At 72.4% G+C, this 19,388-nt stretch carries 18 protein-coding genes; 9 read left to right on the top strand and 9 right to left on the bottom strand.

Annotated features, from left to right (window positions below; translation table 11 throughout):
- The first annotated feature begins 85 nt into the window (after positions 1-85).
- From HET64_RS15750 to HET64_RS15740, 3 genes are all read left to right on the top strand, one after another.
- Positions 86-1,495 (top strand): geranylgeranyl reductase family protein, encoded by a 1,410-nt coding sequence (locus HET64_RS15750; protein ID WP_251145372.1) that lies wholly within the window; start codon positions 86-88, stop codon positions 1,493-1,495.
- Positions 1,496-1,732: 237 nt separating this feature from the next.
- Complete coding sequence (locus HET64_RS15745) at positions 1,733-2,887, top strand: winged helix DNA-binding domain-containing protein (RefSeq protein WP_215106008.1); 1,155 nt, start codon at positions 1,733-1,735, stop codon at positions 2,885-2,887.
- A gap of 121 nt (positions 2,888-3,008) precedes the next feature.
- Positions 3,009-3,215 carry a twin-arginine translocase TatA/TatE family subunit gene (locus tag HET64_RS15740; RefSeq protein WP_215106006.1) on the top strand — a complete coding sequence of 69 codons (207 nt, stop codon included), beginning with the start codon at positions 3,009-3,011 and terminating at the stop codon, positions 3,213-3,215.
- Here HET64_RS15740 and HET64_RS15735 read toward each other — a convergent pair.
- The 4 genes from HET64_RS15735 to HET64_RS15720 form a co-directional block, all read right to left on the bottom strand.
- On the bottom strand, positions 3,212-4,255 hold the full coding sequence (locus HET64_RS15735; protein ID WP_215106004.1) for a hemolysin family protein: 1,044 nt from the start codon (positions 4,253-4,255) through the stop codon (positions 3,212-3,214). The genes HET64_RS15740 and HET64_RS15735 overlap by 4 nt on opposite strands.
- Positions 4,252-5,628, bottom strand: coding sequence for a hemolysin family protein (locus HET64_RS15730; RefSeq protein WP_215106002.1), 1,377 nt, complete (start codon positions 5,626-5,628; stop codon positions 4,252-4,254). The genes HET64_RS15735 and HET64_RS15730 overlap by 4 nt, the downstream gene beginning before the upstream one ends.
- 332 nt (positions 5,629-5,960) lie before the next feature.
- Entirely contained in the window at positions 5,961-6,893 is a 933-nt protein-coding gene (locus HET64_RS15725) for a M56 family metallopeptidase (RefSeq protein WP_215106000.1), read from the bottom strand.
- Positions 6,894-6,895: 2 nt separating this feature from the next.
- Positions 6,896-7,327, bottom strand: coding sequence for a BlaI/MecI/CopY family transcriptional regulator (locus HET64_RS15720; RefSeq protein ID WP_215105998.1), 432 nt, complete (start codon positions 7,325-7,327; stop codon positions 6,896-6,898).
- Between the two features lie 257 nt (positions 7,328-7,584).
- On the opposite strand from HET64_RS15720, the gene HET64_RS15715 reads away from it, so the two are divergent.
- Together HET64_RS15715 and HET64_RS15710 are read left to right on the top strand one after the other, a co-directional pair.
- Positions 7,585-8,160 (top strand): TerD family protein, encoded by a 576-nt coding sequence (locus HET64_RS15715; protein ID WP_032792079.1) that lies wholly within the window; start codon positions 7,585-7,587, stop codon positions 8,158-8,160.
- 69 nt (positions 8,161-8,229) lie between these two features.
- The gene (locus HET64_RS15710) at positions 8,230-8,811 is read left to right on the top strand and encodes a TerD family protein (protein ID WP_007451990.1); all 582 of its coding nucleotides are present in this window, start codon (positions 8,230-8,232) and stop codon (positions 8,809-8,811) included.
- Between the two features lie 880 nt (positions 8,812-9,691).
- Here the strand turns inward: HET64_RS15710 and HET64_RS15705 are convergent.
- The 3 genes from HET64_RS15705 to HET64_RS15695 all read right to left on the bottom strand — a co-directional run bounded on the left by HET64_RS15705 (position 9,692) and on the right by HET64_RS15695 (position 12,870).
- Positions 9,692-10,387 (bottom strand): gamma-glutamyl-gamma-aminobutyrate hydrolase family protein, encoded by a 696-nt coding sequence (locus HET64_RS15705; RefSeq protein ID WP_215105996.1) that lies wholly within the window; start codon positions 10,385-10,387, stop codon positions 9,692-9,694.
- A gap of 105 nt (positions 10,388-10,492) precedes the next feature.
- Complete coding sequence (eat, locus tag HET64_RS15700) at positions 10,493-11,962, bottom strand: ethanolamine permease (protein WP_215105994.1); 1,470 nt, start codon at positions 11,960-11,962, stop codon at positions 10,493-10,495.
- A 155-nt stretch (positions 11,963-12,117) separates the two neighbouring features.
- Positions 12,118-12,870 (bottom strand): FadR/GntR family transcriptional regulator, encoded by a 753-nt coding sequence (locus tag HET64_RS15695; RefSeq protein ID WP_215106020.1) that lies wholly within the window; start codon positions 12,868-12,870, stop codon positions 12,118-12,120.
- Between the two features lie 136 nt (positions 12,871-13,006).
- On the opposite strand from HET64_RS15695, the gene HET64_RS15690 reads away from it, so the two are divergent.
- The 3 genes from HET64_RS15690 to HET64_RS15680 are packed head-to-tail and all read left to right on the top strand — an operon-like array spanning position 13,007 to position 16,594.
- Positions 13,007-14,371: a glutamine synthetase family protein gene (locus HET64_RS15690; protein ID WP_215105992.1), complete on the top strand. Its 1,365-nt coding sequence runs from the start codon at positions 13,007-13,009 to the stop codon at positions 14,369-14,371.
- Between the two features lie 49 nt (positions 14,372-14,420).
- Positions 14,421-15,803, top strand: a complete 1,383-nt coding sequence (locus tag HET64_RS15685; protein WP_215105990.1) for an aldehyde dehydrogenase — start codon at positions 14,421-14,423, stop codon at positions 15,801-15,803.
- 5 nt (positions 15,804-15,808) lie between these two features.
- The gene (locus HET64_RS15680) at positions 15,809-16,594 is read left to right on the top strand and encodes a 3-oxoacyl-ACP reductase (protein WP_215105988.1); all 786 of its coding nucleotides are present in this window, start codon (positions 15,809-15,811) and stop codon (positions 16,592-16,594) included.
- Between the two features lie 78 nt (positions 16,595-16,672).
- Here the strand turns inward: HET64_RS15680 and HET64_RS15675 are convergent, their stop codons facing one another.
- Both HET64_RS15675 and HET64_RS15670 read right to left on the bottom strand, forming a co-directional pair.
- A complete protein-coding gene (locus HET64_RS15675) occupies positions 16,673-17,878 on the bottom strand; it encodes a helix-turn-helix domain-containing protein (RefSeq protein WP_215105986.1) in 1,206 nt (401 codons plus the stop codon).
- Positions 17,875-18,027: a hypothetical protein gene (locus HET64_RS15670; protein ID WP_215105984.1), complete on the bottom strand. Its 153-nt coding sequence runs from the start codon at positions 18,025-18,027 to the stop codon at positions 17,875-17,877. Before HET64_RS15670 ends, HET64_RS15675 begins: the two co-directional genes overlap by 4 nt.
- Positions 18,028-18,210: 183 nt before the next feature.
- Between HET64_RS15670 and HET64_RS15665 the strand changes: the two genes are divergently transcribed.
- Positions 18,211-19,194 carry a DUF3068 domain-containing protein gene (locus tag HET64_RS15665; protein WP_215105982.1) on the top strand — a complete coding sequence of 328 codons (984 nt, stop codon included), beginning with the start codon at positions 18,211-18,213 and terminating at the stop codon, positions 19,192-19,194.
- The last annotated feature ends 194 nt before the right edge of the window (positions 19,195-19,388 follow it).

Below are 19,388 nucleotides of genomic sequence, written 5' to 3'. Positions count from 1 at the left end.
ACCGCCCCGGCCCGTCCTGATCGATGATGTTGCCCTGGGCCGCCGCCCCGGCAGGAGCAACGGCCCTCGGGACGAAGGGGTTGTGATGCGGGAACTGCCACCGGACCCGACGACGACGGACGCACAGGAGACTCCCCGTACGGGAGTCGCGCGGGAGGAGTCCCGTACGGAAGACGCGCGGGAGGCGTCCCGTACGGGAGAGGACGCCCAGGTGATCGTGGTGGGGGCGGGCCCGGCCGGCTCCTCGGCCGCGTATCACCTGGCGCGGGCCGGAGTGGACGTGATCCTGCTGGAGAAGGCCCGTTTCCCCCGGGAGAAGGTGTGCGGCGACGGTCTCACCCCGCGCGCGGTGCATCAGCTCATCCGGATGGGCGTCGACATCACCGCACCGGGCTGGACGCGTTCGCGCGGTATGCGCTGGGTGGCCGGGGAGCACCGCGTGCATATCGACTGGCCCGCGCTGGGCCGCTATCCGGACTTCGGGCTCTCCCGCAGCCGGCACGACTTCGACGACATCCTGGCCCGGCACGCCGTGGCGGCCGGGGCCCGGCTGTACAGCGGCTGGAAGGCGGAGCGCCCGCTGACGGACCGGGCGGGCCGGGTCACGGGGGTCGCCGCGTCCTCGGATTCCCCGGAGACCCCGGAGCCGGTCGGCTTCCGCGCGCCGGTCGTCATCGCGGCCGACGGGGCGTCGGCCCGCCTCGCCCTGGCGCTGGGGCTGGAGCGGGACCCCCGGCGGCAGATCGCGACGGCCGCCCGGCGCTACTACCGCAGCCCCGAACGATCCCGGGAGGAGTACCTGGAACTGTGGGCCGACCTCCGCTTCCCGGACGGGGGCCCCTGCCTTCCCGGCTACGGCTGGATCTTCCCGATGGGCGACGGCCGGGTCAACGTCGGGCTCGGGGCGCTTCCCCACCGGCGGCACGGCAAGGCGGACCTGCGCGCCACCCTGGACCAGTGGCTGGCCCGGACCCCGGAGGACTGGGGGCTGCGCGAGGAGAACGCGGAGGGCCCGGTCCGCAGCGCCGCCCTGCCCCTCGGTTTCAACCGCCATCCGCTGTACGCGCGCGGGCTGCTGCTGGTCGGCGACTCCGGCGGGATGGTCAGCCCCTGGAACGGCGAGGGCATCGCCCAGGCGATGGAGGCGGGCGAGGTCGCCGCCGGGACCGCGGCCCTCGCCCTGGCCCACCCCCGAGGGCCCCGCCGCGAACAGGTGCTGCGCGGCTACCCGGTGGAGATGAACCGCCGCTGGGGCCGCTACTACCGCCTCGGCAACACCGCCGCCGACCTGGTCTTCAGCCGCTCGGGCTTCCAGCCGGTGCTCAACCGGTACGTCATGGGATCGCCGTTCCTCCTCAACACGCTGGCCCGGCTGCTCACCGACCTGACGGACAAGCCCTCGCGCGATGTGATCGACCACGTCCTCAACACGGCGTTCCGCCTCGTCCCGGCCCCGAGGCCGGGCCTGCGCGGCGGTCGGCCGGGCAAGCGCTGACAGCGGGCGGGGACGGACGTCGTGCGCGGCCCGCCGGCGCTCGGATCCTGTCGACTCGTCGACCGTCCGCCTCCCTGCGTCACCGACACGCCGTCAGTACCGCCGCCGCGCCTTCTCCGTACCGTCTCCGCACCGCATTCGGGTGAGCCCGGAGGCGGTGTCAGGGAGGTCGGCCGGGCGGCGTACGGTTCCGTCAGCCACGGGCACGAAGTGAGCAGTCACCGGAGGAACGGACCGATGGACGACGGCAGGGACATCACCGCGCGCGAACTCAACCGTTCGACGCTCGCCCGGCAGTTGCTGCTGCGGCGCGAGCCGCTGGACGCCGCCGAGGGGGTGCGGCGCGTGGTGGCGCTCCAGGCACAGCAGCCGGCCTCCCCCTACCTCGCCCTCTGGAACCGGCTCGCGGGATTCGATCCGGCCGGCCTCGACGCCGCGTTCACGGATCACGCCGTCGTGAAGGCGACGCTGATGCGGCTCACGCTCCATGCCGTGCACGCCGACGACCACCGGGTCTTCCGGGAGGCCATGCATCCCGTGGTGCGCGCCTCCCGGCTGGGCCCCCGCTTCACCGCCTCCGGGCTGACGGCCGAGGACGCCGACGCGCTGGTCCCCCGGCTGCTGGAGTTCGCGGACCGGCCCCGGACCACCGCCGAGTGCGAAGCGTGGCTGGGCGAGCGGCTGGGCGAACCGCCCGGGCCGGGCGCCTGGTGGGGGCTGCGGCAGTACACGCCGCTGCTCCACGCGCCCACCGCTCCGCCGTGGTCGTTCGGACACCGGCCCTCCTACATCGCGCCCCGGAACGGCTCTCCGGGAACGGAGCCGGCGGCGTCCGCCGCGTCCCTGCGGAAGCTGGTCGTGCGCTACCTCGAAGGGTTCGGGCCCGCGTCCGTCGCGGACGTGGCGCAGTTCGCCATGGTCCGGCGGACCGACGCGCGGGCCGCGCTCGCGGACCTCGCCGGGCGTCTGGAGCGGCTGACGGGCCCGGCGGGCGAGGAACTGTTCGACCTGCCGGGCTCCCTCCGCCCGGACGCGGCGACACCGGCGCCGCCCCGGCTGATGGCGATGTGGGACAGCGTTCTGCTGGCGTACGCGGATCGCGGCCGGGTCCTGCCGCCGTCCTACCGAAGGATCGTGATCCGCGCGAACGGGGACGTACTGCCGACGCTGCTGGTCGACGGGTACGTCGCCGGAGTGTGGCGGCCGGCCGCCGGCGGCATCGAGGCGACGGCGTTCCACCGGCTGCCCGAGGAGAGCTGGGAGGGGCTGGCCGCCGAGGCCCGCTCGCTGGTGGCGTTCCTCGCCGACCGTGAACCGGAGGTCTACCGGCGTTACGGGCACTGGTGGAGCCACCTCCCGGACGCCACCGTGCGACTGCTGCCCGGCGGTTGAGGGCGCCGTCCGATCACCGATCCCGGGGACGGTTGCTCTACAGTCCTGTAGATTGAGTGTGTCCGCCCGTCAGGGGTCGGGCCGGCTCCGTGTCCGCTCCGCCCCAGAGAAAGCAGCGACCATGTTCGGGATCGGCGAACTCACCATCCTTCTCCTGGTGATCGTGGCGGTGCTGGCCGTGAAGCGGCTGCCCGACCTCACGAGGTCGGCCGGGAAGGCCGCGCGCATCCTCAAGAGCGAGAAGCAGGCGCTCAAGGACGAGGACGGCGACGGCCCCCGGTCGTCCCCCCGCGTCATCCGCGGGGAGACGACCGAGCGGGACTCCTAGAACCCCTGGGCCGCGTTCCCGGGGGGTGCCGGCGGGTGCAGCAGCCGGGCGAGCAGGTCGTCCAGGCTCACCAGTCCGGTGAGCCCGCCCTCGCCGTCGCGTACGACGGCGATCGTGGCCCGCCGTTCGCGCAACTGCTCCACCGCGTGTGCCGCGGTCGCGTCCGGGGCCAGTTCCGGGACGGGACGGGCCAGGTCGCGGGCGAGGACGTCCCGGCCTCCGGCGCGGGCCACGAGGGCGTCCCGGGCGTGCACCGATCCGAGGATCTCCTCCCCGTCGCGTACCAGCAGGCGAGTGCGGTCGGCCTCGGCGGCAATGGCCAGGATCCGGTCGAGTCCGGCGTCCGCCGCAACCGTCGCGATCCGCTCCACGGGGGTCCTGAGCACGGAGACCGGGGTCCCCGGCTCGGTCAGGGACCTGGTCATCAGTCCGGAGTCGCCCTTGCTGATCAGCCCGAGGCGCTCGGACTCCTCGATCAGGTGGGTGAGCTGGTCGCGGTTGTGCACCGAGGTGAGTTCGTCGCGCGGGGTGACCCGGCACAGCCGCACCAGGGCGTTGCTGATCGCGTTCAGCAGCCGGATGAGCGGGCGTACGACGCCCACCACGGCGCGGAAGGCGGGGCTCAGCAGCATCGCGGAGCGCTCCGGGTGGGCGATGGCCCAGGATTTCGGGGCCATCTCGCCGACCACCATGTGCAGGAAGACGACGACGATCATCGCCAGCGCGAAGGCGATGCCGTAGCTGAGGGCCGCGGGCAGTCCGAGCCGCTCCAGCAGCGGGTCCAGCTCGTGGGAGATCGCGGGCTTGGACACGGAGCCCAGGCCCAGGGTGCAGATGGTGATGCCGAGCTGGGCTCCCGCGAGCATCAGCGACAGCTCGCGCATCCCGTCGAGCGCGGCCCTGGCCCCGCGCTGCCCCCGGGCGGCGGCCTGTTCCATGCGGTGCCGCTTGGAGGCGACCAGGGCGAATTCGGCGGCGACGAAGAATCCGCTGCCGATCAGGAGCAGGACCGTCACGAAGAGCGCCATGGGGAAGCTCATGCCTGCGGCTCCTGTTCGGTGGGTCCGGTGGGTTCGACGCTTCCGGTGGGTTCGGCGCGATCGGCGGGTTCGACGCGATCGGCGGGTTCGACGCGGACGTACTCGGCGACGTGCCGGTCGAGCGTGCGCACCTCGATCCGGACCGCGCCGACGGTCAGCCGGTCACCCACGGTGGGAAAGCGTCCGAGCCGGTCGATGATCAGCCCGGCCAGAGTGTCGTAGTCGTCGCTCTCCTGGGGCAGTGCGACGCCGGTGGCCTCCTCGATCTCGTCGAGGCGGCGGCCCGCGTCCACGATCCAGCCGGAGCCGTCGGCGACCGCGAGTTCGACGACGGTGTCGGACTCGTCGGCGATGTCCCCGACGAGTTCCTCGGCGATGTCCTCGTACGTGACGATCCCGGCCAGGCCGCCGTGCTCGTCGAGGACGACGGCGAACTCGTCGTCGCGCTCGCGCATCTGCGCGACCGCCGCCGGGAGCCGGAGAAGCTCCGGCAGCAGGAGGGGGCGGCGGGCCAGGGAGCCGACGGTGGTGCGCCCGACGTCGGCCGCGGGCAGCCGCATCAGCTCCCGCACGCCGAGGACTCCGGCGGGGTCGTCCGGGTGGTCGCCGAGCACCGGGTAGTTGGAGTGTCCGTGCCGGGCGATCAGCTCGACCGCCTCGGCGGCGAGGGCGTCCCGGCGGATGAACGCCACGTCGGCGCGCGGGATCATCACCTCCCCCAGGTTCCGCTCGGAGAACTCCAGCGCGTGGTCCATGAGTTCGGCCGTAGCCGCCGGGAGTTCGCCCTGTTCGTGGGATTCGCCGATGAGATGGCCCAGCTCCTCCAGGGTCGCACCGTGGTGGAGCTCCTCGACGGGTTCGATGCCGATGCGGCGCAGCAGCCGGTTGGCGACGCCGTCGAAGACGTGGACCACGGGGCCGACGATCCGCAGGTAGATCAGGGTGGAGGAGGCGAGGGACTTCGCCATGCTCTCGGGCACGGCCAGGGCGAGGTTCTTGGGGGCGAGTTCACCGAGCACCATCTGGATGACGGTCGCCACCACGAACGACAGCGCCACGGAGATGCCCGAGACGAGTCCGTCGGAGAGGCCCGTGCCGCTCAGGGCGGGCCGCAGGAGGGCCGAGACGGACGGTTCCGCGAGGAAGCCGACGACGAGCCCCGTGACGGTGATGCCGAGCTGCGCGCCGGACAGCATGAAGGAGAGCCGCTCCAGCACCTTCACGGCGCGGGCGGCCCTCTTGTCCCCGGCTGCGGCCTCCCGGGCGAGGGTCAGCCGGTCCGCGGAGACGTACGCGAACTCCTGGGCCACGAAGTAGCCGGTCCCGGCGGTGAGCACGAACACGGCCAGCAGGCCGAGCAGGGCGGAGGTCATCGGTCACCCGCCCCGCGCGGGAGGCGGCGGGCGGCCCTGCCCGGGGCCGCAGGTCGGTGACTGTGGGGGTCGGGCCCTGATGGGCCCGGACTGGCGGACAACGCGTGGCTCCTGTCCGGCTGGGTTCTCCAGCCATGGGAATCGAGTGGGACGCACTCCGGCGGGAGGTGAGCACCCGGGCATGATTCTGCATGCCGGGCGGGTGAAGAACCGCCGTCGACGGGGCCCGCGTTCCGCGGCTGCTGAACTCTACAACCCTGTAGCGACAGGCGTCGGGCCGGTCTTCGCGGCTCCGGACAGGGGGCTCGCCCGAGAGGCGCCCCGGCCGCGGGCTACAGCGGTGTCGCCGCCTCCAGGACGAGGAACAGCGCGACGGCCGCGTTCAGCGCGGACAGCGCGGAGACGGTCGTCCCGGCCGCGGCGACGAACGCGGCGACACCGGCCGGGGTGAGGGCGGGGGGCCAGCCCCGGTCCGGCGGCACCGGGCCCAGGAGCGCCGCCACCCGTCGCGGCACCGGCCCCACCGCGGCGAAGGCGGCGAAGGCCGCGCCGCCGGGCACCGGGCGGGAGGCGAGCGCCGCCTTGCCGACCGCGCGTGCGGTCAGCCGGCGGTCGCCGGTGACCCGGGCCGCCTCCTCGTCCGCCCAGCGCTCCGTGCTGTAGACCAGGGCCCCGAGCAGCGGCCACAGCAGCGGATTGACACAGCCGGCCAGCCGGGTCGCGAGCAGCAACCGGTGGTGGCGTCCCGCGAGATGGGCGCGTTCATGGGCGAACAGCGCCCGGTGCTCGGCCGGTTCGAGGGAGGCGAGCAGCGCCGTGGAGACCATCACCCGCCCCGGGGAGCCGGGGAGCGCGTAGGCGTACGGGACGTCGTCGGGCAGCACGGCGACGTCGCCGCCCGGCAGGCCCGCGAGCGTCCGGTGAGCCCGCGCCCGGAAGCGGTAGTGGCGGTGGACCGTGACCCCGCAGGCCGTCGTCACGACGACGAGCGCGAGGATGGAGGTTTTGCCCGCGAACGCGTCGTGCGGCACGGCCTCGCGGACCTCGGCGTCGGACCAGCCGTCGGGCAGCGGGTTGCCGGGCAGCTGGGCCGTGCCCACGACCACCAGCAGTCCAAGACACACCAGACTGCAGGCGGCGAGGATCACGGCGACGGTGGTCAGCAGCCGGGCGGCCCTGCGGGGGTGCAGGTGCTGTTCGGCCAGGCGCGCGATCGGCAACGCGGTCAGGGGCAGCACGAGGGGCAGGTAGACGAAGACGCCCATCGTCAGCGCTCCGGCCGGTCCGAGGGCGTTCCGGTGTCGTCGGGGCCGCTCTCGGCGAGCAGGGCCCGCAGGAGGTCCTCGTCGTGCGAGGAGAGGACGGAGACGAAGCTGGAGAGCACCGCGTCCCGGTCGCTCTGCTTGTCGAGGAGCCGGCGCATCCGCAGGGCCGCGAGCCCCGCCTCGTTCGCCACGGGCTCCCACAGGACGGGGCGGCCCCGTCCGGTGCGTGTGACCGCCTGCTTGGCGTGCAGACGCGTCAGGATCGTGATGACGGTGCTGTACGACAGTTCCGCGCCGAGCCGTTCCAGCACCCAGGCGGCGGTCACCGGCTCGCTCGCCCCGCCCAGCACCGACAGCACCTGGGCCTCCAGCTCACCCTGGCCACGCCTGCGGGCAGGCGATTCCCGCTCGCCACCGGCTCCTTCGGCGTCCACGGCCCGACCCCTCTCTCCGTCCGTCCGCCCGGCTTTCTCCGTTCGGCCGCCCGGCCGTGGCGTTGCGCCTGCCGGGTGTCGGGAAATCGTATCCAGCCGACGGAGGTACCGACGACCGGCCGGGACGGACCGAACACCTCCTGGCCCCGAAAATCTACAGTGCTGTAGATTTTTCTTGTAGTCGCAGAGTGTCCGCGCCGTCCTCCGTGGCGTGGCCGCCACCACGTGAAACCCGTCACCGCACAAGGGAGAACATCATGGGCGTGAGCCTCGCCAAGGGCGGAAATGTCTCGCTGAGCAAGGAGGCCCCGGGGCTGACCGCGATCCTCGTCGGTCTCGGCTGGGACGTCCGCACGACCACCGGCACGGACTACGACCTGGACGCGAGCGCGCTGCTCTGCGACGAGGCGGGCAAGGTGCTGTCCAACGAGCACTTCATCTTCTACAACAACCTCAAGAGCCCCGACGGGTCGGTCGAGCACACCGGCGACAACCTCACCGGTGAGGGCGAGGGCGACGACGAGATCGTCAAGGTCGACCTCGCCTCGGTGCCCGCGACCGTCGCGAAGATCGTGTTCCCGGTCTCGATCCACGACGCGGAGAGCCGGGGGCAGAGCTTCGGCCAGGTGCGCAACGCGTACATCCGGGTGGTGAACCAGGCGGGCGGCGCGGAGATCGCCCGCTACGACCTGAGCGAGGACGCCTCCACCGAGACCGCGATGGTCTTCGGCGAGCTGTACCGGCACGGCGCCGAGTGGAAGTTCCGCGCGGTCGGGCAGGGTTACGCATCCGGCCTCAGCGGCATCGTCGCCGATTTCGGCGTCAGTCTCTGAGCCGCCGGGACCGGACGCGCGAGCCCCTACCGAAGTCACCCCAGGCACCCAGTCACCGAAGGCGGAACGATGACGATCAACCTCACCAAGGGCCAGCAGGTCAGCCTCACCAAGTCCGGCGGCGGCGAGCTCGGCGTCGTACGGATGGGGCTGGGCTGGAAGTCCGCTCCCCGTAAGGGATTTCTGGCGCGGCTGACCGCCCGCGAGATCGACCTGGACGCCTCGGCCGTGCTCTTCGCGGGCCAGGCCCCGCAGGACGTGGTCTTCTTCCAGCACCTGACCAGTGACGACGGTTCGGTCCAGCACACCGGGGACAACCGGGTCGGCGGGGCGGGCCAGGGCGGTGACGACGAGTCGATCGTCGTCGACCTGCGGCGCGTGCCGGTCCATGTGGACCAGATCGTCTTCACGGTGAACTCCTTCACCGGCCAGACCTTCGAGGAGGTCGAGGCGGCCTTCTGCCGTCTGGTCGACGAGAGCAACGGCCAGGAGCTGGCCCGGTACACCCTGACCGGCGGCGGGCGGCACACCGCCCAGATCATGGCCAAGGTCCAGCGGTCCGGCTCGGGCTGGCAGATGACCGCGATCGGCGCGCCGGCGGACGGGCGGACCTTCCAGGACCTCATGCCCGCGGTCGCGCAGCACCTCTAGCCCCCTCCGGAACACCCTTCCAGAACGCTTCGAACGCCTCACCGGCCAAAACCGCGGGGGCGCGCACGCGGCACGTGCGCGCCCCTGCGGCGCGGTGGGCGGAACAGCCACCACACAGGTGTCGGCACACCTGTGCCGACCGAGGGACAGCATGGGCAGACCTATCCGGCTCGGGGACGAGGACAGCTCCGACTACGGACGCGCGCTCGACGAGGTGATCGCCTCCCCGGAGATCCAACGCCTGCTCGAACGCTCGGGAGTCCCCGGCGGCCGGCTGCGCGTCCGGGGCCTGGCGGCCGTGGCACGCACGACGCCCGCGGCCGACGCCGAGCACCGCCGCTACGCGGCCCTGCGGCGGCGTGCCCGGGGCGGGCGGCGGCACGCCGGAAGCCCGCCGCTCTCCGGACCGGGCGATCAGGAGCGGCCGGGGGCCGGGGTGCTGGCGGTCCTCGGGGTGCTGACTCCGGTGCTCGCCGCCGTGGCCGCGGCGACGTTCCTGCTGCTGGGCTACGGTCTGCGACTCGCCGAGGCCCTGCCCTCCCTGGCGGGCACCCTCGTCGGCGTCGGCTGGTTCAGTCTGGTGGTCGCGGCGGTCACGGGCCTGGTCAGCGTCGTCGCCCTGTACCGCACGGCGGCGAAGCAGTCGGGGGCGGACGCGGTGGCCGTGTCCGACCTGTCCGCTTCCCTCGACTCCCCCGCCCTCGCTCACGCCCGTGAGGCGTGGCTCGTGGCGCTGCGCGAGCGGGGGATCCGGCCGTTCCTCCTCCGGGAGATCGCCGAGGCGGCGGCGTCCGCGCCGGGTCCGGGCGAGGGCCCCGGCTCCCGTTTCAGCTCACCGGCGTTCGCGGGGCCCGACTTCTCCGGTCCGGGGGTCGAGGGCTCAGCGCCGCCCGCTCCCGGCCGCCCCGACCAGAGCGGCCATGACCCGGGTGTCCTCCCCCATCTCCGGGTGCCACTGCACACCGAGCACCAGGCTCCCGTGCCCGGGGAGTTCCAGGGCCTCCACGGTCCCGTCGGGTGCGTGGGCGGAGGCCACCAGGCCGCCGCCGAGCCGGTCGACCGCCTGGTGGTGGTAGGCGGGCACCACGGCGGTCTCCGGGACGGCGTCCGCGTACGCGGTGCCGGGCACGGGGGTCACCGGGTGGCTGCCGAAGACCCCGAGGCCGCCGGTGTGGTCGTCCAGGTGCTGGTGCAGGGTGCCGCCGAGGGCGACGTTCAGCAGCTGCATGCCCCGGCAGATGCCGAGCACGGGAACCTGCTGGTCGAGCGCCGCCCGGATCAACGCCAGCTCCCAGGCGTCGCGTTCGCGGGCCGGGGGGCCGGTACGGGGATCGGCGAGGGCCCCGTAGCGCACCGGTTCGACGTCCGCTCCCCCGGCGATCACCAGGCCGTCGAGGGCGGCGACGGTGTCCCGGGCCGCGTCCCGCGCGTCGTCGGGCGGCAGCAGCACGGCGAGCCCTCCCGCCGCCCGGACGAGGCGGGGATAGCCGGCGGGCAGCAGCACCGCGGGCATCTCCCACACCCCCCAGCGGGCCGGGTCCTGGTAGGTGCTGATGCCGATGACGGGCCGGGACATGGAACGGGCTCCTTCGGGTCGGGGTGATCGAGTGGTCGCGCTGCCGGCGGGCGGGCTCCCGCCCCGTACGCCTCCGCGGGGCGGGAGCCCGTCGCCCGGGCCGGTTCAGTCGCGGGCGAGTTCGGCCTCGGCCGCCGCCAGTGCGGCGAACTCCTCCTCCGGGGCGCCCGCGACCAGCCGGTGGCGGCTGTAGAGGGCGAAGTAGGCCAGCGCCACCGCGTACACGCCGAGGGCGATGAACGCCGCGTCGCGGTCCACCAGGAAGGTCGCCACCAGCGCCGAGCATGCCAGAACGAAGGCCACGGACGAGGTGAGCGCGCCGCCGGGGGTGCGGTAGGGGCGCGGCAGCTCCGGTTCGCGGCGGCGCAGCACCAGGTGGGAGAGGGCCATGAGGGCGTAGCTGATCGTGGCGCCGAAGACGGCGACGTTCAGCATCCGGCCGCCGTTGCCGCTCCAGGCGGCGAGCGCGAACCCGATGATTCCGGGGATCAGCAGGCCGAGGTAGGGGGACTTGCGGCGGTTGGTCAGCGAGAGGAAGCGCGGCAGGTAACCGGCCCGGGAGAGGGCGAACAGCTGGCGGGATCCGGCGAAGATCAGGGAGAAGAAGGAGGCCACCAGTCCGGCGAGGCCCGCGTAGTTCACGAAGCGGCTCAGGGCGGTCGGCTCACCGGTGCCCTGCAGGGCCACCACGAGCGGGTTCCCGGCTTCCTTGATGGCGTCGGCGCCCTGGGCGCCGGTGGCGGAGATGAAGGTGATGACGGCCAGGAAGACCAGCACGGCGAGCGAGATGGCCAGGGCCTTCGGCATCGAGCGGACCGGGTCCTTGGCCTCCTCGGCGGCGAGCGGCACGCCCTCCACCCCGAGGAAGAACCACATACCGAAGGGAAAGGCCGCCCAGATCCCGAGGAGTCCGAACGGCAGCCAGGAGGAGGAGCCGAAGGCGGAGGTGTCCGCCGGGATGTCGTTGAGGCGGCCCGCGTCGAATTCGGTGAACGCGCCGACGGCGAAGATCAGCAGCGCGGCCACCGCGATGGCGGTCACCACCAGGCTGAAGCGGAGCGCCTCGCCGACTCCCCAGAGGTGGATGCCGATGAAGATCGCGAAGCAGGCGAGGTAGACGGGCCAGCCGGAGGTGAGGCCGAACAGGCCGAGCGATTCGACGTAGTCGCCGATGAACAGCGCGATCGCGGTGGGTGCGAGGATGTACTCGATGAGGATGGCCGTGCCGGTGAGGAAGCCGCCCCAGGTGCCGAGCGCCCGCCGGGCGAATCCGTAACCGCCGCCCGCCGTGGGCAGGATGGCGGAGAGTTCGGCCAGCGCGAAGACCAGACACGCGTACATGACGCCCATCAGGACCATGGCGACGGCGAGTCCGCCGAAGCCTCCCTTGGACAGGCCGATGTTCCAGCCGGAGAAATCGCCGGAGACGACGTAGGCGACGCCGAGCCCGGTCAGCAGGAGCCAGCCGGCACTGCCCCGGCGCAGGGTCCTGCGGTGCAGATACGCGTCCGTGCCGGACACCCCCGGGCTCGCGTCACCGGGTGGTCCGGCGGGTGTTTCGGTTCCCTGAGCCATGAGGCGCTCCAGATGTGTGTCGACTTCATCGTTGGAACTGCTTCGATCAAAGGTTCGTCGGCACACCTTTGTGGAACGCGGGGGGAATCGCAAGGGGCGTGCGTTAAAGAGTGGTTACGGATTCGCCTCGCCGCCCGAAGGCCGCCGGGACCGGCTCAGGCGAGGAAGCCGCGCAGCAGGGCCGCCGTGCCTCCGCAGTGCTCGCGCATCATCTCGCGGGCCGCGTCCGCGTCCCGGTCGAGCACCGCCTCGACGACGGCCGCGTGCTGTTGCTGGGAGTGCTCCAGGTTGCGCACCAGCAGCGGGATGCAGTCGAGCAGTTCGTTGAGGGTGGCCCGGACCGCGGCGTACTGGGCGGCGAGCGTGCGGGAGCCGGAGAGTTCGGTGAGCGTGAGGTGGAGCAGGGTGTCCTGGCGGCGGTAGTCCTCCAGCCTGGCACCCTGCGTCGCGTCGAGCGCCGCCCGCAGCCGGGCCCCGCCGTCCGCCGGGAGCCCCTCGGCGCACAGGCCCGCCGCTCCGGCCTCCAGCACTTCACGGAAGCGCAGGGTGTCCTCCAGGTCGACGGCGGCGATGCGGCGGCGCAGTTCGTCGCTGCCGTCGGGGGCCGCGGTGCGCGGCAGGACGAACGTTCCTCCGTAGCGGCCCCGGCGGCTCTCGACCATGCTCTGGTCCTGGAGCACCTTGAGGACCTCACGCAGCGTCACCCGGCTGATCCTCAGGTGCTGGGACAACTCGCGTTCGGAGGGCAGCCGTTCGCCGGGGGGGACCAACCCCAGGCGCAGGAGCTGGAGGAGTTGCTCCAGCGCCTCCTCGAAGCCGTTGCCCGCGCGGACGGGCCGCAGCACGGAGGCCGGCCGGCCGATCACGGTCTCGCTCCCGTCCCCGGCGGCGTCGACCGCCGCCGCCACCCCGGTCGCGGCCACCGCCCCTACCGCCGGACGGGTGTCGTCCGCTCTTCTCCTCGTGGCCACTCGCGGATCCCCTTCCCAAGCAATGGTTCTCTGTCATACCTTAAACCTCCCGGTTCACCCAAGGAGGCATCCCGTGGCAGACCGCACACCCCCGCTCGGCGTCGACGAGCTCCGCTCACGGGTCGCGGACGGGTCGATAGACACCGTGGTGCTGGCCTTCCCCGACATGCAGGGCCGTCTCCAGGGGAAGCGGTTCGCGGCCGGGTTCTTCCTCGACGAGGTGCTGGAGCACGGCACCGAGGGCTGCAACTACCTCCTGGCCGTGGACACCGAGATGCGGACCGTCGACGGCTACGCGATGTCCTCGTGGGAGAACGGCTACGGCGACTTCGGCATGGTCCCCGATCCCGCCACCCTGCGCCCCGTCCCCTGGCACGAGGGGACCGCCCTGCTGATCGCGGACCTCGCCTGGCACGACGGCAGTCCGGTGGTGGCGGCCCCGCGCCAGATCCTGCGCCGCCAGCTCGACCGGCTGGCGGAGCTCGGATACACGGCGCAGGTCGGCACGGAGCTGGAGTTCATCGTCTTCCGGGACAGTTACGAGGAGGCCTGGGACCGCGACTACCGCGGGCTGACCCCGGCCAACCAGTACAACATCGACTACTCGATCCTCGGCACCGGCCGCATCGAGCCGCTGCTGCGCCGGATCCGCAACGAGATGCAGGAGGCCGGGCTGACCGTCGAGTCCGCCAAGGGCGAGTGCAATCCCGGCCAGCACGAGATCGTCTTCCGTTACGACGAGGCCCTCACCACCTGCGACCAGCACGCCGTGTACAAGACGGGCGCCAAGGAGATCGCGGCCCAGGAGGGCGTCTCGCTGACCTTCATGGCCAAGTACGACGAGCGTGAGGGCAACTCCTGCCACATCCACCTCTCGCTCACCGACGCGGACGGCGAGAACATGATGGCGGGTGACGGCGAGGGCGGCATGTCCGAGCTGATGCGCCACTTCCTGGCCGGCCAGCTCGCCGCCCTGCGCGACTTCTCCCTCCTCTACGCGCCCACCATCAACTCCTACAAGCGCTTCCAGCCCGGCTCCTTCGCCCCGACCGCCGTCGCCTGGGGCGTCGACAACCGCACCTGCGCCCTGCGGGTCGTCGGCCACGGGCGCTCGATGCGCTTCGAGAACCGGCTGCCCGGCGGCGACGTCAACCCGCACCTGGCCGTCGCCGGTCTGGTCGCCGCCGGACTCTACGGGGTCGAGCACCGGCTGGAGCTGCCCGAGGCCTGTACGGGCAACGCCTACACCGGGGAGTACGACCAGGTGCCGACGACCCTGCGCGAGGCCGCCGAGCTGTGGGAGGCCAGCCCCATCGCCAAGGAGGCGTTCGGCGAGGAGGTCGTCGCCCACTACCTGAACATGGCCCGCGTCGAACTGACCGCGTACGACTCCGCGGTGACCGACTGGGAGCTGCGCCGCTCCTTCGAACGCCTCTGACGGCAGCACACCCCTGACCACCACCCGCTTCCCTGATCGGGGTCCGTACGTGTCACAACCCACCCTGGACGTCCTGAACCCGGCGACCGCCGAGGTCATCGCCACCGTCCCGGCCGCCACCGCCGCCGATGTGGACGCCGCCGTCGTCCGCGCGGCGGCCGCCCAGCGCTCCTGGACCGCCGCCGCGCCCGCCGACCGGGCCCGACTGCTGCGCCGCTTCGCCGTCGTCGTCGACGAACACATCGAGGAACTGGCCCGGTTGGAGGTCCGCGAGGCAGGCCACACCATCGGCAACGCCCGGTGGGAGGCGGGCAACGTACGCGATCTCCTCGACTACGGCGCGGGCGGCGCCGAACGGCTGCTGGGCCGGCAGATCCCGGTGGCAGGCGGCATCGACTTCACGGTCCTGGAGCCGCTGGGCGTCGTCGGGGTCATCGCCCCGTGGAACTTCCCGATGCCGATCGCCGCCTGGGGTCTCGCCCCCGCCCTCGCGGCGGGCAACGCCGTCCTGCTCAAGCCTGCCGAGACGACACCGCTGACCGCTCTCCGGCTGGCCGAACTGGCCCTGGAGGCCGGGCTTCCCGAGGGGCTCTTCCAGGTGCTTCCCGGTGAGGGGCCGGTGGCCGGGAGCGCCCTGGTCGAGCACCCGGGCGTCGCGAAGATCGTGTTCACCGGCTCCACCCGGACCGGCAAGCACATCATGACCCGCTGCGCGGAACGGGTGAAGCGGCTCACCCTGGAGCTGGGTGGCAAGAGCCCCAACGTCGTCTTCGCCGACGCCGATGTGGAGGCCGCCGCGGCGGCGGCGCCGATGTCCTTCCTGGACAACGCCGGTCAGGACTGCTGCGCCCGCACCCGGATCCTGGTCGAGCGGTCCGTGTACGACCGCTTCCTGGAGCTGCTCGTCCCGGCCGTCGCCGCCGTGGTGGTGGGCGACCCGGCCGACGAGAAGACGCAGATGGGCCCGCTGATCTCGGCGCTCCAGCTCGACCGGGTACGGGGCTTCGTCGACGGTGACCGTGCCGTCGACGGCGTACGGACCATGCTCGGAACGGCCCCCGAGGGTCCCGGGTTCTGGTACCCGCCGACCGTCCTCACCGGGGTCTCGCCCGAGGCGCCGGTGGCGGTCGAGGAGGTCTTCGGGCCCGTCGCCGTGGTCCTGCCGTTCGAGGACGAACAGGACGCGCTGCGCCTCGCCAACGCCACCGACTACGGACTCGCCGGCTCGGTCTGGACCCGGGACGTCGGCCGCGCGCTGCGCGTGAGCCAGGGGCTGCGGGCGGGCAACCTCTCCGTCAACTCGCACTCCAGCGTGCGCTATTCGACCCCCTTCGGCGGCTACAAGCAGTCGGGTCTGGGCCGCGAGCTCGGCCCGGACGCGCTGGCCGCCTTCACCGAAACCAAGAACGTCTTCATCAGCACGGAGGCCTGAGCACCATGACCGACACTTCTTCCGTCTGCCGCCGCCTGGTCGGCCGCACCGCCGTCGTCACCGGAGCCGGCAGCGGCATCGGCCTGGCCACCGTCCGGCGGCTGGCCGCCGAGGGCGCGCACGTCGTCTGCGCCGATGTCGACGAGGAGAGCGGCAAGGCGGCCGCCGAGGAGGCGGGCGGGCTCTTCGTCCGTACCGACGTCACCGACGCCGAACAGGTGGACGCCCTCTTCAAGGCCGCGTCCGACACCTACGGTTCGGTCGACATCGCGTTCAACAACGCGGGGATCTCCCCGCCGGACGACGACTCCATCCTGGACACCGGCCTGGAGGCCTGGCGGCGGGTGCAGGAGGTCAACCTGACCTCGGTCTACCTCTGCTGCAAGGCGGCCATCCCCTACATGCGGGCACAGCGCAGGGGTTCGATCATCAACACGGCCTCGTTCGTGGCCCGGATGGGCGCGGCCACCTCGCAGATCTCGTACACCGCGTCCAAGGGCGGGGTGCTGGCGATGTCGCGCGAGCTGGGGGTGCAGTTCGCGCGCGACGGCATCCGGGTCAACGCCCTGTGCCCCGGCCCGGTCAACACTCCGCTGCTCCAGGAGCTGTTCGCCAAGGACCCGGAGCGGGCCGCCCGGCGTCTGGTACACATCCCGGTCGGCCGGTTCGCCGAGCCGACCGAGATCGCCGCCGCCGTCGCGTTCCTCGCGAGCGACGACTCCTCGTTCGTGAACGCCACGGACTTCCTGGTCGACGGCGGGATCGCCGGGGCGTACGTCACCCCGGTCTGATCCCGACGGTCCCGGCCGTCCCGGCACTCTGCCGGCGTCGCCGGCGGCCGGATGTTCGCGGACGTCCGGCCGCCCCGTTCAGCCCGCGGTGGCGGCCGGATCGCCCCGGAGGCGCCGGGCGCGGAGCACCAGGAGCATCTCGAAGCGCTGGTCCGGTTCGTCGATGGCGTCACCCCACAGCTCGCGGATCTGCCGCAGCCGGTAGCGGGCCGTCTGGGGGTGGATGCCGAGGCGGGCGGCCACCTCCGGGGCGCCGCCGGGGGTCTCGATCCAGGCGAGCAGCGTCTCGGCCAGGCGCCGGGCCTGGGTCGGGCTGAGGCCCTCCAGCGGGGCGAGGCAGCGGCGGGCCGACGCGTCGATCAGCTCCTGGGCGGGAAGCAGCAGCAGTTCCTCCGTCCGCTCGGTGCAGTACAGCACCTCGCCCTGCGGCAGCAGACCCTTCTTGATCAGCTGGACCGCGGTCTCCGCCCAGCGCAGCGAGGTCGCCGCGGCCGCCAGCGGGACCGCCGGGCCGATCGCCCCGGACCAGCCGGCCGTGGCGCGCCGCAGGATCTCCGCCCGGCCCGCCGTGTCCGGGTCCGGGATGACGATGCGCGGCTGCTCGCTCTCCATCTCCAGCAGAATGCCCTGGCCGACCGCCGGGGCCACGGCCTCGCGGGCCGGGCGCATGAGTACGCCCACGGCGATCGTCTCCGGGAGCTCCCAGCCGATGCGCGCGGCCCGCTCGGACAGGGCGACCGACACATCGCCCCGGTGTTCCACCAGGAGGAGCTCGATCAGCTGGCGCTGGAGGCGGAGCCGTTCGCTGGCGCGCCGGGCCGCCGCCTCGGCGTAGCCCCGTACCGACTGTTCCACGAGCCCGTCCAGATACTCGAATCCCGATTCGGCCAGCTCGTACATGGCGGGCGCGGGGATGTCGACCTGCTGGCCGATCTCGGCGAGCCTGCGCCAGGTGAGCCGGACCCCGAGGCGATAGATGGCCTGGAGCGCGTCGAGACTGCGGCCCTCAAGACCCTCGCCGCGCCCGAACTCCTGGAACATCTCCGGCGGCACCCGTGGGTGGGCGCCGGCGGTGAGGTTGTGGACGAAGCCTTCGATGGCGCGGCGGATGCCGACGAGGGCCAGCGGCTCCCCCGACTCGTCCTCGACCAGCTCCAGATAGGGATATTCCTGGCGGATCTGGAACAGGATGGACTGAGCGAGCTCGGGGGCCTCGGACCGGGCGATCGCCTCGAAACGGTCGAGCTTCGACCGGGGGACGTCCTGCCAGGCCGGGCGGGTCACGGAACCGCCGGAGCGGTGTCATAGCTGATCAGGGGCGTATTGGGCTGGTCGGGAGTGGCGTCGAGCAGTGCCACGACACCGACCGCCGCACCAACGGCGAGTGCGGCGGCCACCAGAACGGTGACAGCGGCGGCGATGAGTCTGCGCATGGTCGGGTCAGCTCCTTGCTGGAGGCGATCCCCACCCCGTCAGCCGGGCCCCTCCGGCTGGGACACAGTGTCGACAGCACATTGACATTCCGTCAAGGGCTTGCTTACTGTTCACGCCAATCAAGGGCTGACCGGCCCGGGCCCGTGCACCTCCGCGAAGAGATTCGACCCAGGAGTGCCCGGATGCGCCACAACGCTTCACCCCTGTCGCTTGTCCTGCTGGGGGCAGGGGTTTTCCTGCTCGTCCTCGCGCCGCTGCTCGTCTGGTACGTCCAGCCGCATGCCAAGCGCACCCCCATCGACATCGACACCACCACCGTCTTCACCGGGACGGGCAGCTATTTCGACACGTCCGAGGTGGAGACGGTCGAGGGCAGAACCATCACGATCACGCGGCAGGTGCGCGGGGACGTGGCCGACAGCGAGAAGAGCGGCAACGCCGTGTGGGATGTCTCCACCTCGGTGGACCACCAGGACACCCTGCCCGCCTCGGACCCCCGTGACGCCCTCCAGTGGACGCTGGAGCGTTGGGTGACCGACCGGGTCACGAACGAGCCGGTCCACTGCTGCGAGGAGTCCCCGGCGTTCGACGGGGAGGCCTATCTGAAGTTCCCCTTCGACGTCGAGAAGCGTTCCTACCGCTGGTGGGACAGCACGCTCGGCGGGGTCGTGCGGCTCTCCTACGCCGGTGAGCAGGAGGTTCAGGGCTACTCCGGCCTGCTCTTCAAGGGCGAGGTCGAGCCGACGAGGACCGGGGTGCGCCAGGTGCCCGGACTGCTCGTGGGGAAGAAGAAGATCACCCAGGTGCTGGCCGAGGAGTGGTATTCCAACAGCGGCATCGAGCTGGTGGCCGACAAGCGGACCGGCCGGATCATGAACGCGGCGATCGGCCCGAGGAAGACGCTGCGCGCCCCGGGCTCCAAGAAGGACGCCGTCGTGCTCCTGGAGAGCAAGCGGGTGGAGTTCACCGAGGAGACCCAGCTCAAGCAGGTCGAGCTGGCGTCGGCGGACAGCGACCGGCTGGCGATGCTCGGCACGACCGCGCCGGCCGGGGCTGCGGGGCTGGGCGGTGTGCTCGCCCTGGCGGGCGTCGTGCTCGTCGTCCGGGGCCGCCGGACGGAGCCGGAAGCACCGAATACTCACATGATGACGATTCCGCACACCTGAGTTACCCGCAAGTTGTTGCACCGGTGAGTAGCCGGGCGCGTACCCGTGCCGAAAACTGTCTATCCCCACCAGAGCACGGCCCCCCGGTCTCGTCCCGTCCGTCCTTCTCCTCTTCACTTCCTCATCACCGTCATCACGGCGTCCCTTTCTTCTCCCTCATCACCCTCTTCTCGATCTGTCTCTTATACAAATCT

Source organism: Streptomyces sp. McG3, from assembly GCF_018619185.1.
GTDB lineage: Bacteria > Actinomycetota > Actinomycetes > Streptomycetales > Streptomycetaceae > Streptomyces.
Note: the sequence above shows the minus strand (reverse complement) of the source record. Positions and strands in the feature narration are given on the sequence as shown.

What these genes read in the sequence shown, in the direction of transcription:
- HET64_RS15725 (WP_215106000.1), bottom strand. Translation starts at nt 6,893, where the DNA reads ATGGGCGTCTTCGTCTACCTGCCCCTCGTGCTGCCCCTGACCGCGTTG.
- HET64_RS15745 (WP_215106008.1), top strand. Translation starts at nt 1,733, where the DNA reads ATGGACGACGGCAGGGACATCACCGCGCGCGAACTCAACCGTTCGACG.
- HET64_RS15710 (WP_007451990.1), top strand. Translation starts at nt 8,230, where the DNA reads ATGACGATCAACCTCACCAAGGGCCAGCAGGTCAGCCTCACCAAGTCC.
- HET64_RS15740 (WP_215106006.1), top strand. Translation starts at nt 3,009, where the DNA reads ATGTTCGGGATCGGCGAACTCACCATCCTTCTCCTGGTGATCGTGGCG.
- HET64_RS15705 (WP_215105996.1), bottom strand. Translation starts at nt 10,387, where the DNA reads ATGTCCCGGCCCGTCATCGGCATCAGCACCTACCAGGACCCGGCCCGC.
- HET64_RS15715 (WP_032792079.1), top strand. Translation starts at nt 7,585, where the DNA reads ATGGGCGTGAGCCTCGCCAAGGGCGGAAATGTCTCGCTGAGCAAGGAG.
- HET64_RS15750 (WP_251145372.1), top strand. Translation starts at nt 86, where the DNA reads ATGCGGGAACTGCCACCGGACCCGACGACGACGGACGCACAGGAGACT.
- HET64_RS15670 (WP_215105984.1), bottom strand. Translation starts at nt 18,027, where the DNA reads ATGCGCAGACTCATCGCCGCCGCTGTCACCGTTCTGGTGGCCGCCGCA.
- HET64_RS15735 (WP_215106004.1), bottom strand. Translation starts at nt 4,255, where the DNA reads ATGAGCTTCCCCATGGCGCTCTTCGTGACGGTCCTGCTCCTGATCGGC.
- eat (WP_215105994.1), bottom strand. Translation starts at nt 11,962, where the DNA reads ATGGCTCAGGGAACCGAAACACCCGCCGGACCACCCGGTGACGCGAGC.
- HET64_RS15730 (WP_215106002.1), bottom strand. Translation starts at nt 5,628, where the DNA reads ATGACCTCCGCCCTGCTCGGCCTGCTGGCCGTGTTCGTGCTCACCGCC.
- HET64_RS15665 (WP_215105982.1), top strand. Translation starts at nt 18,211, where the DNA reads ATGCGCCACAACGCTTCACCCCTGTCGCTTGTCCTGCTGGGGGCAGGG.
- HET64_RS15680 (WP_215105988.1), top strand. Translation starts at nt 15,809, where the DNA reads ATGACCGACACTTCTTCCGTCTGCCGCCGCCTGGTCGGCCGCACCGCC.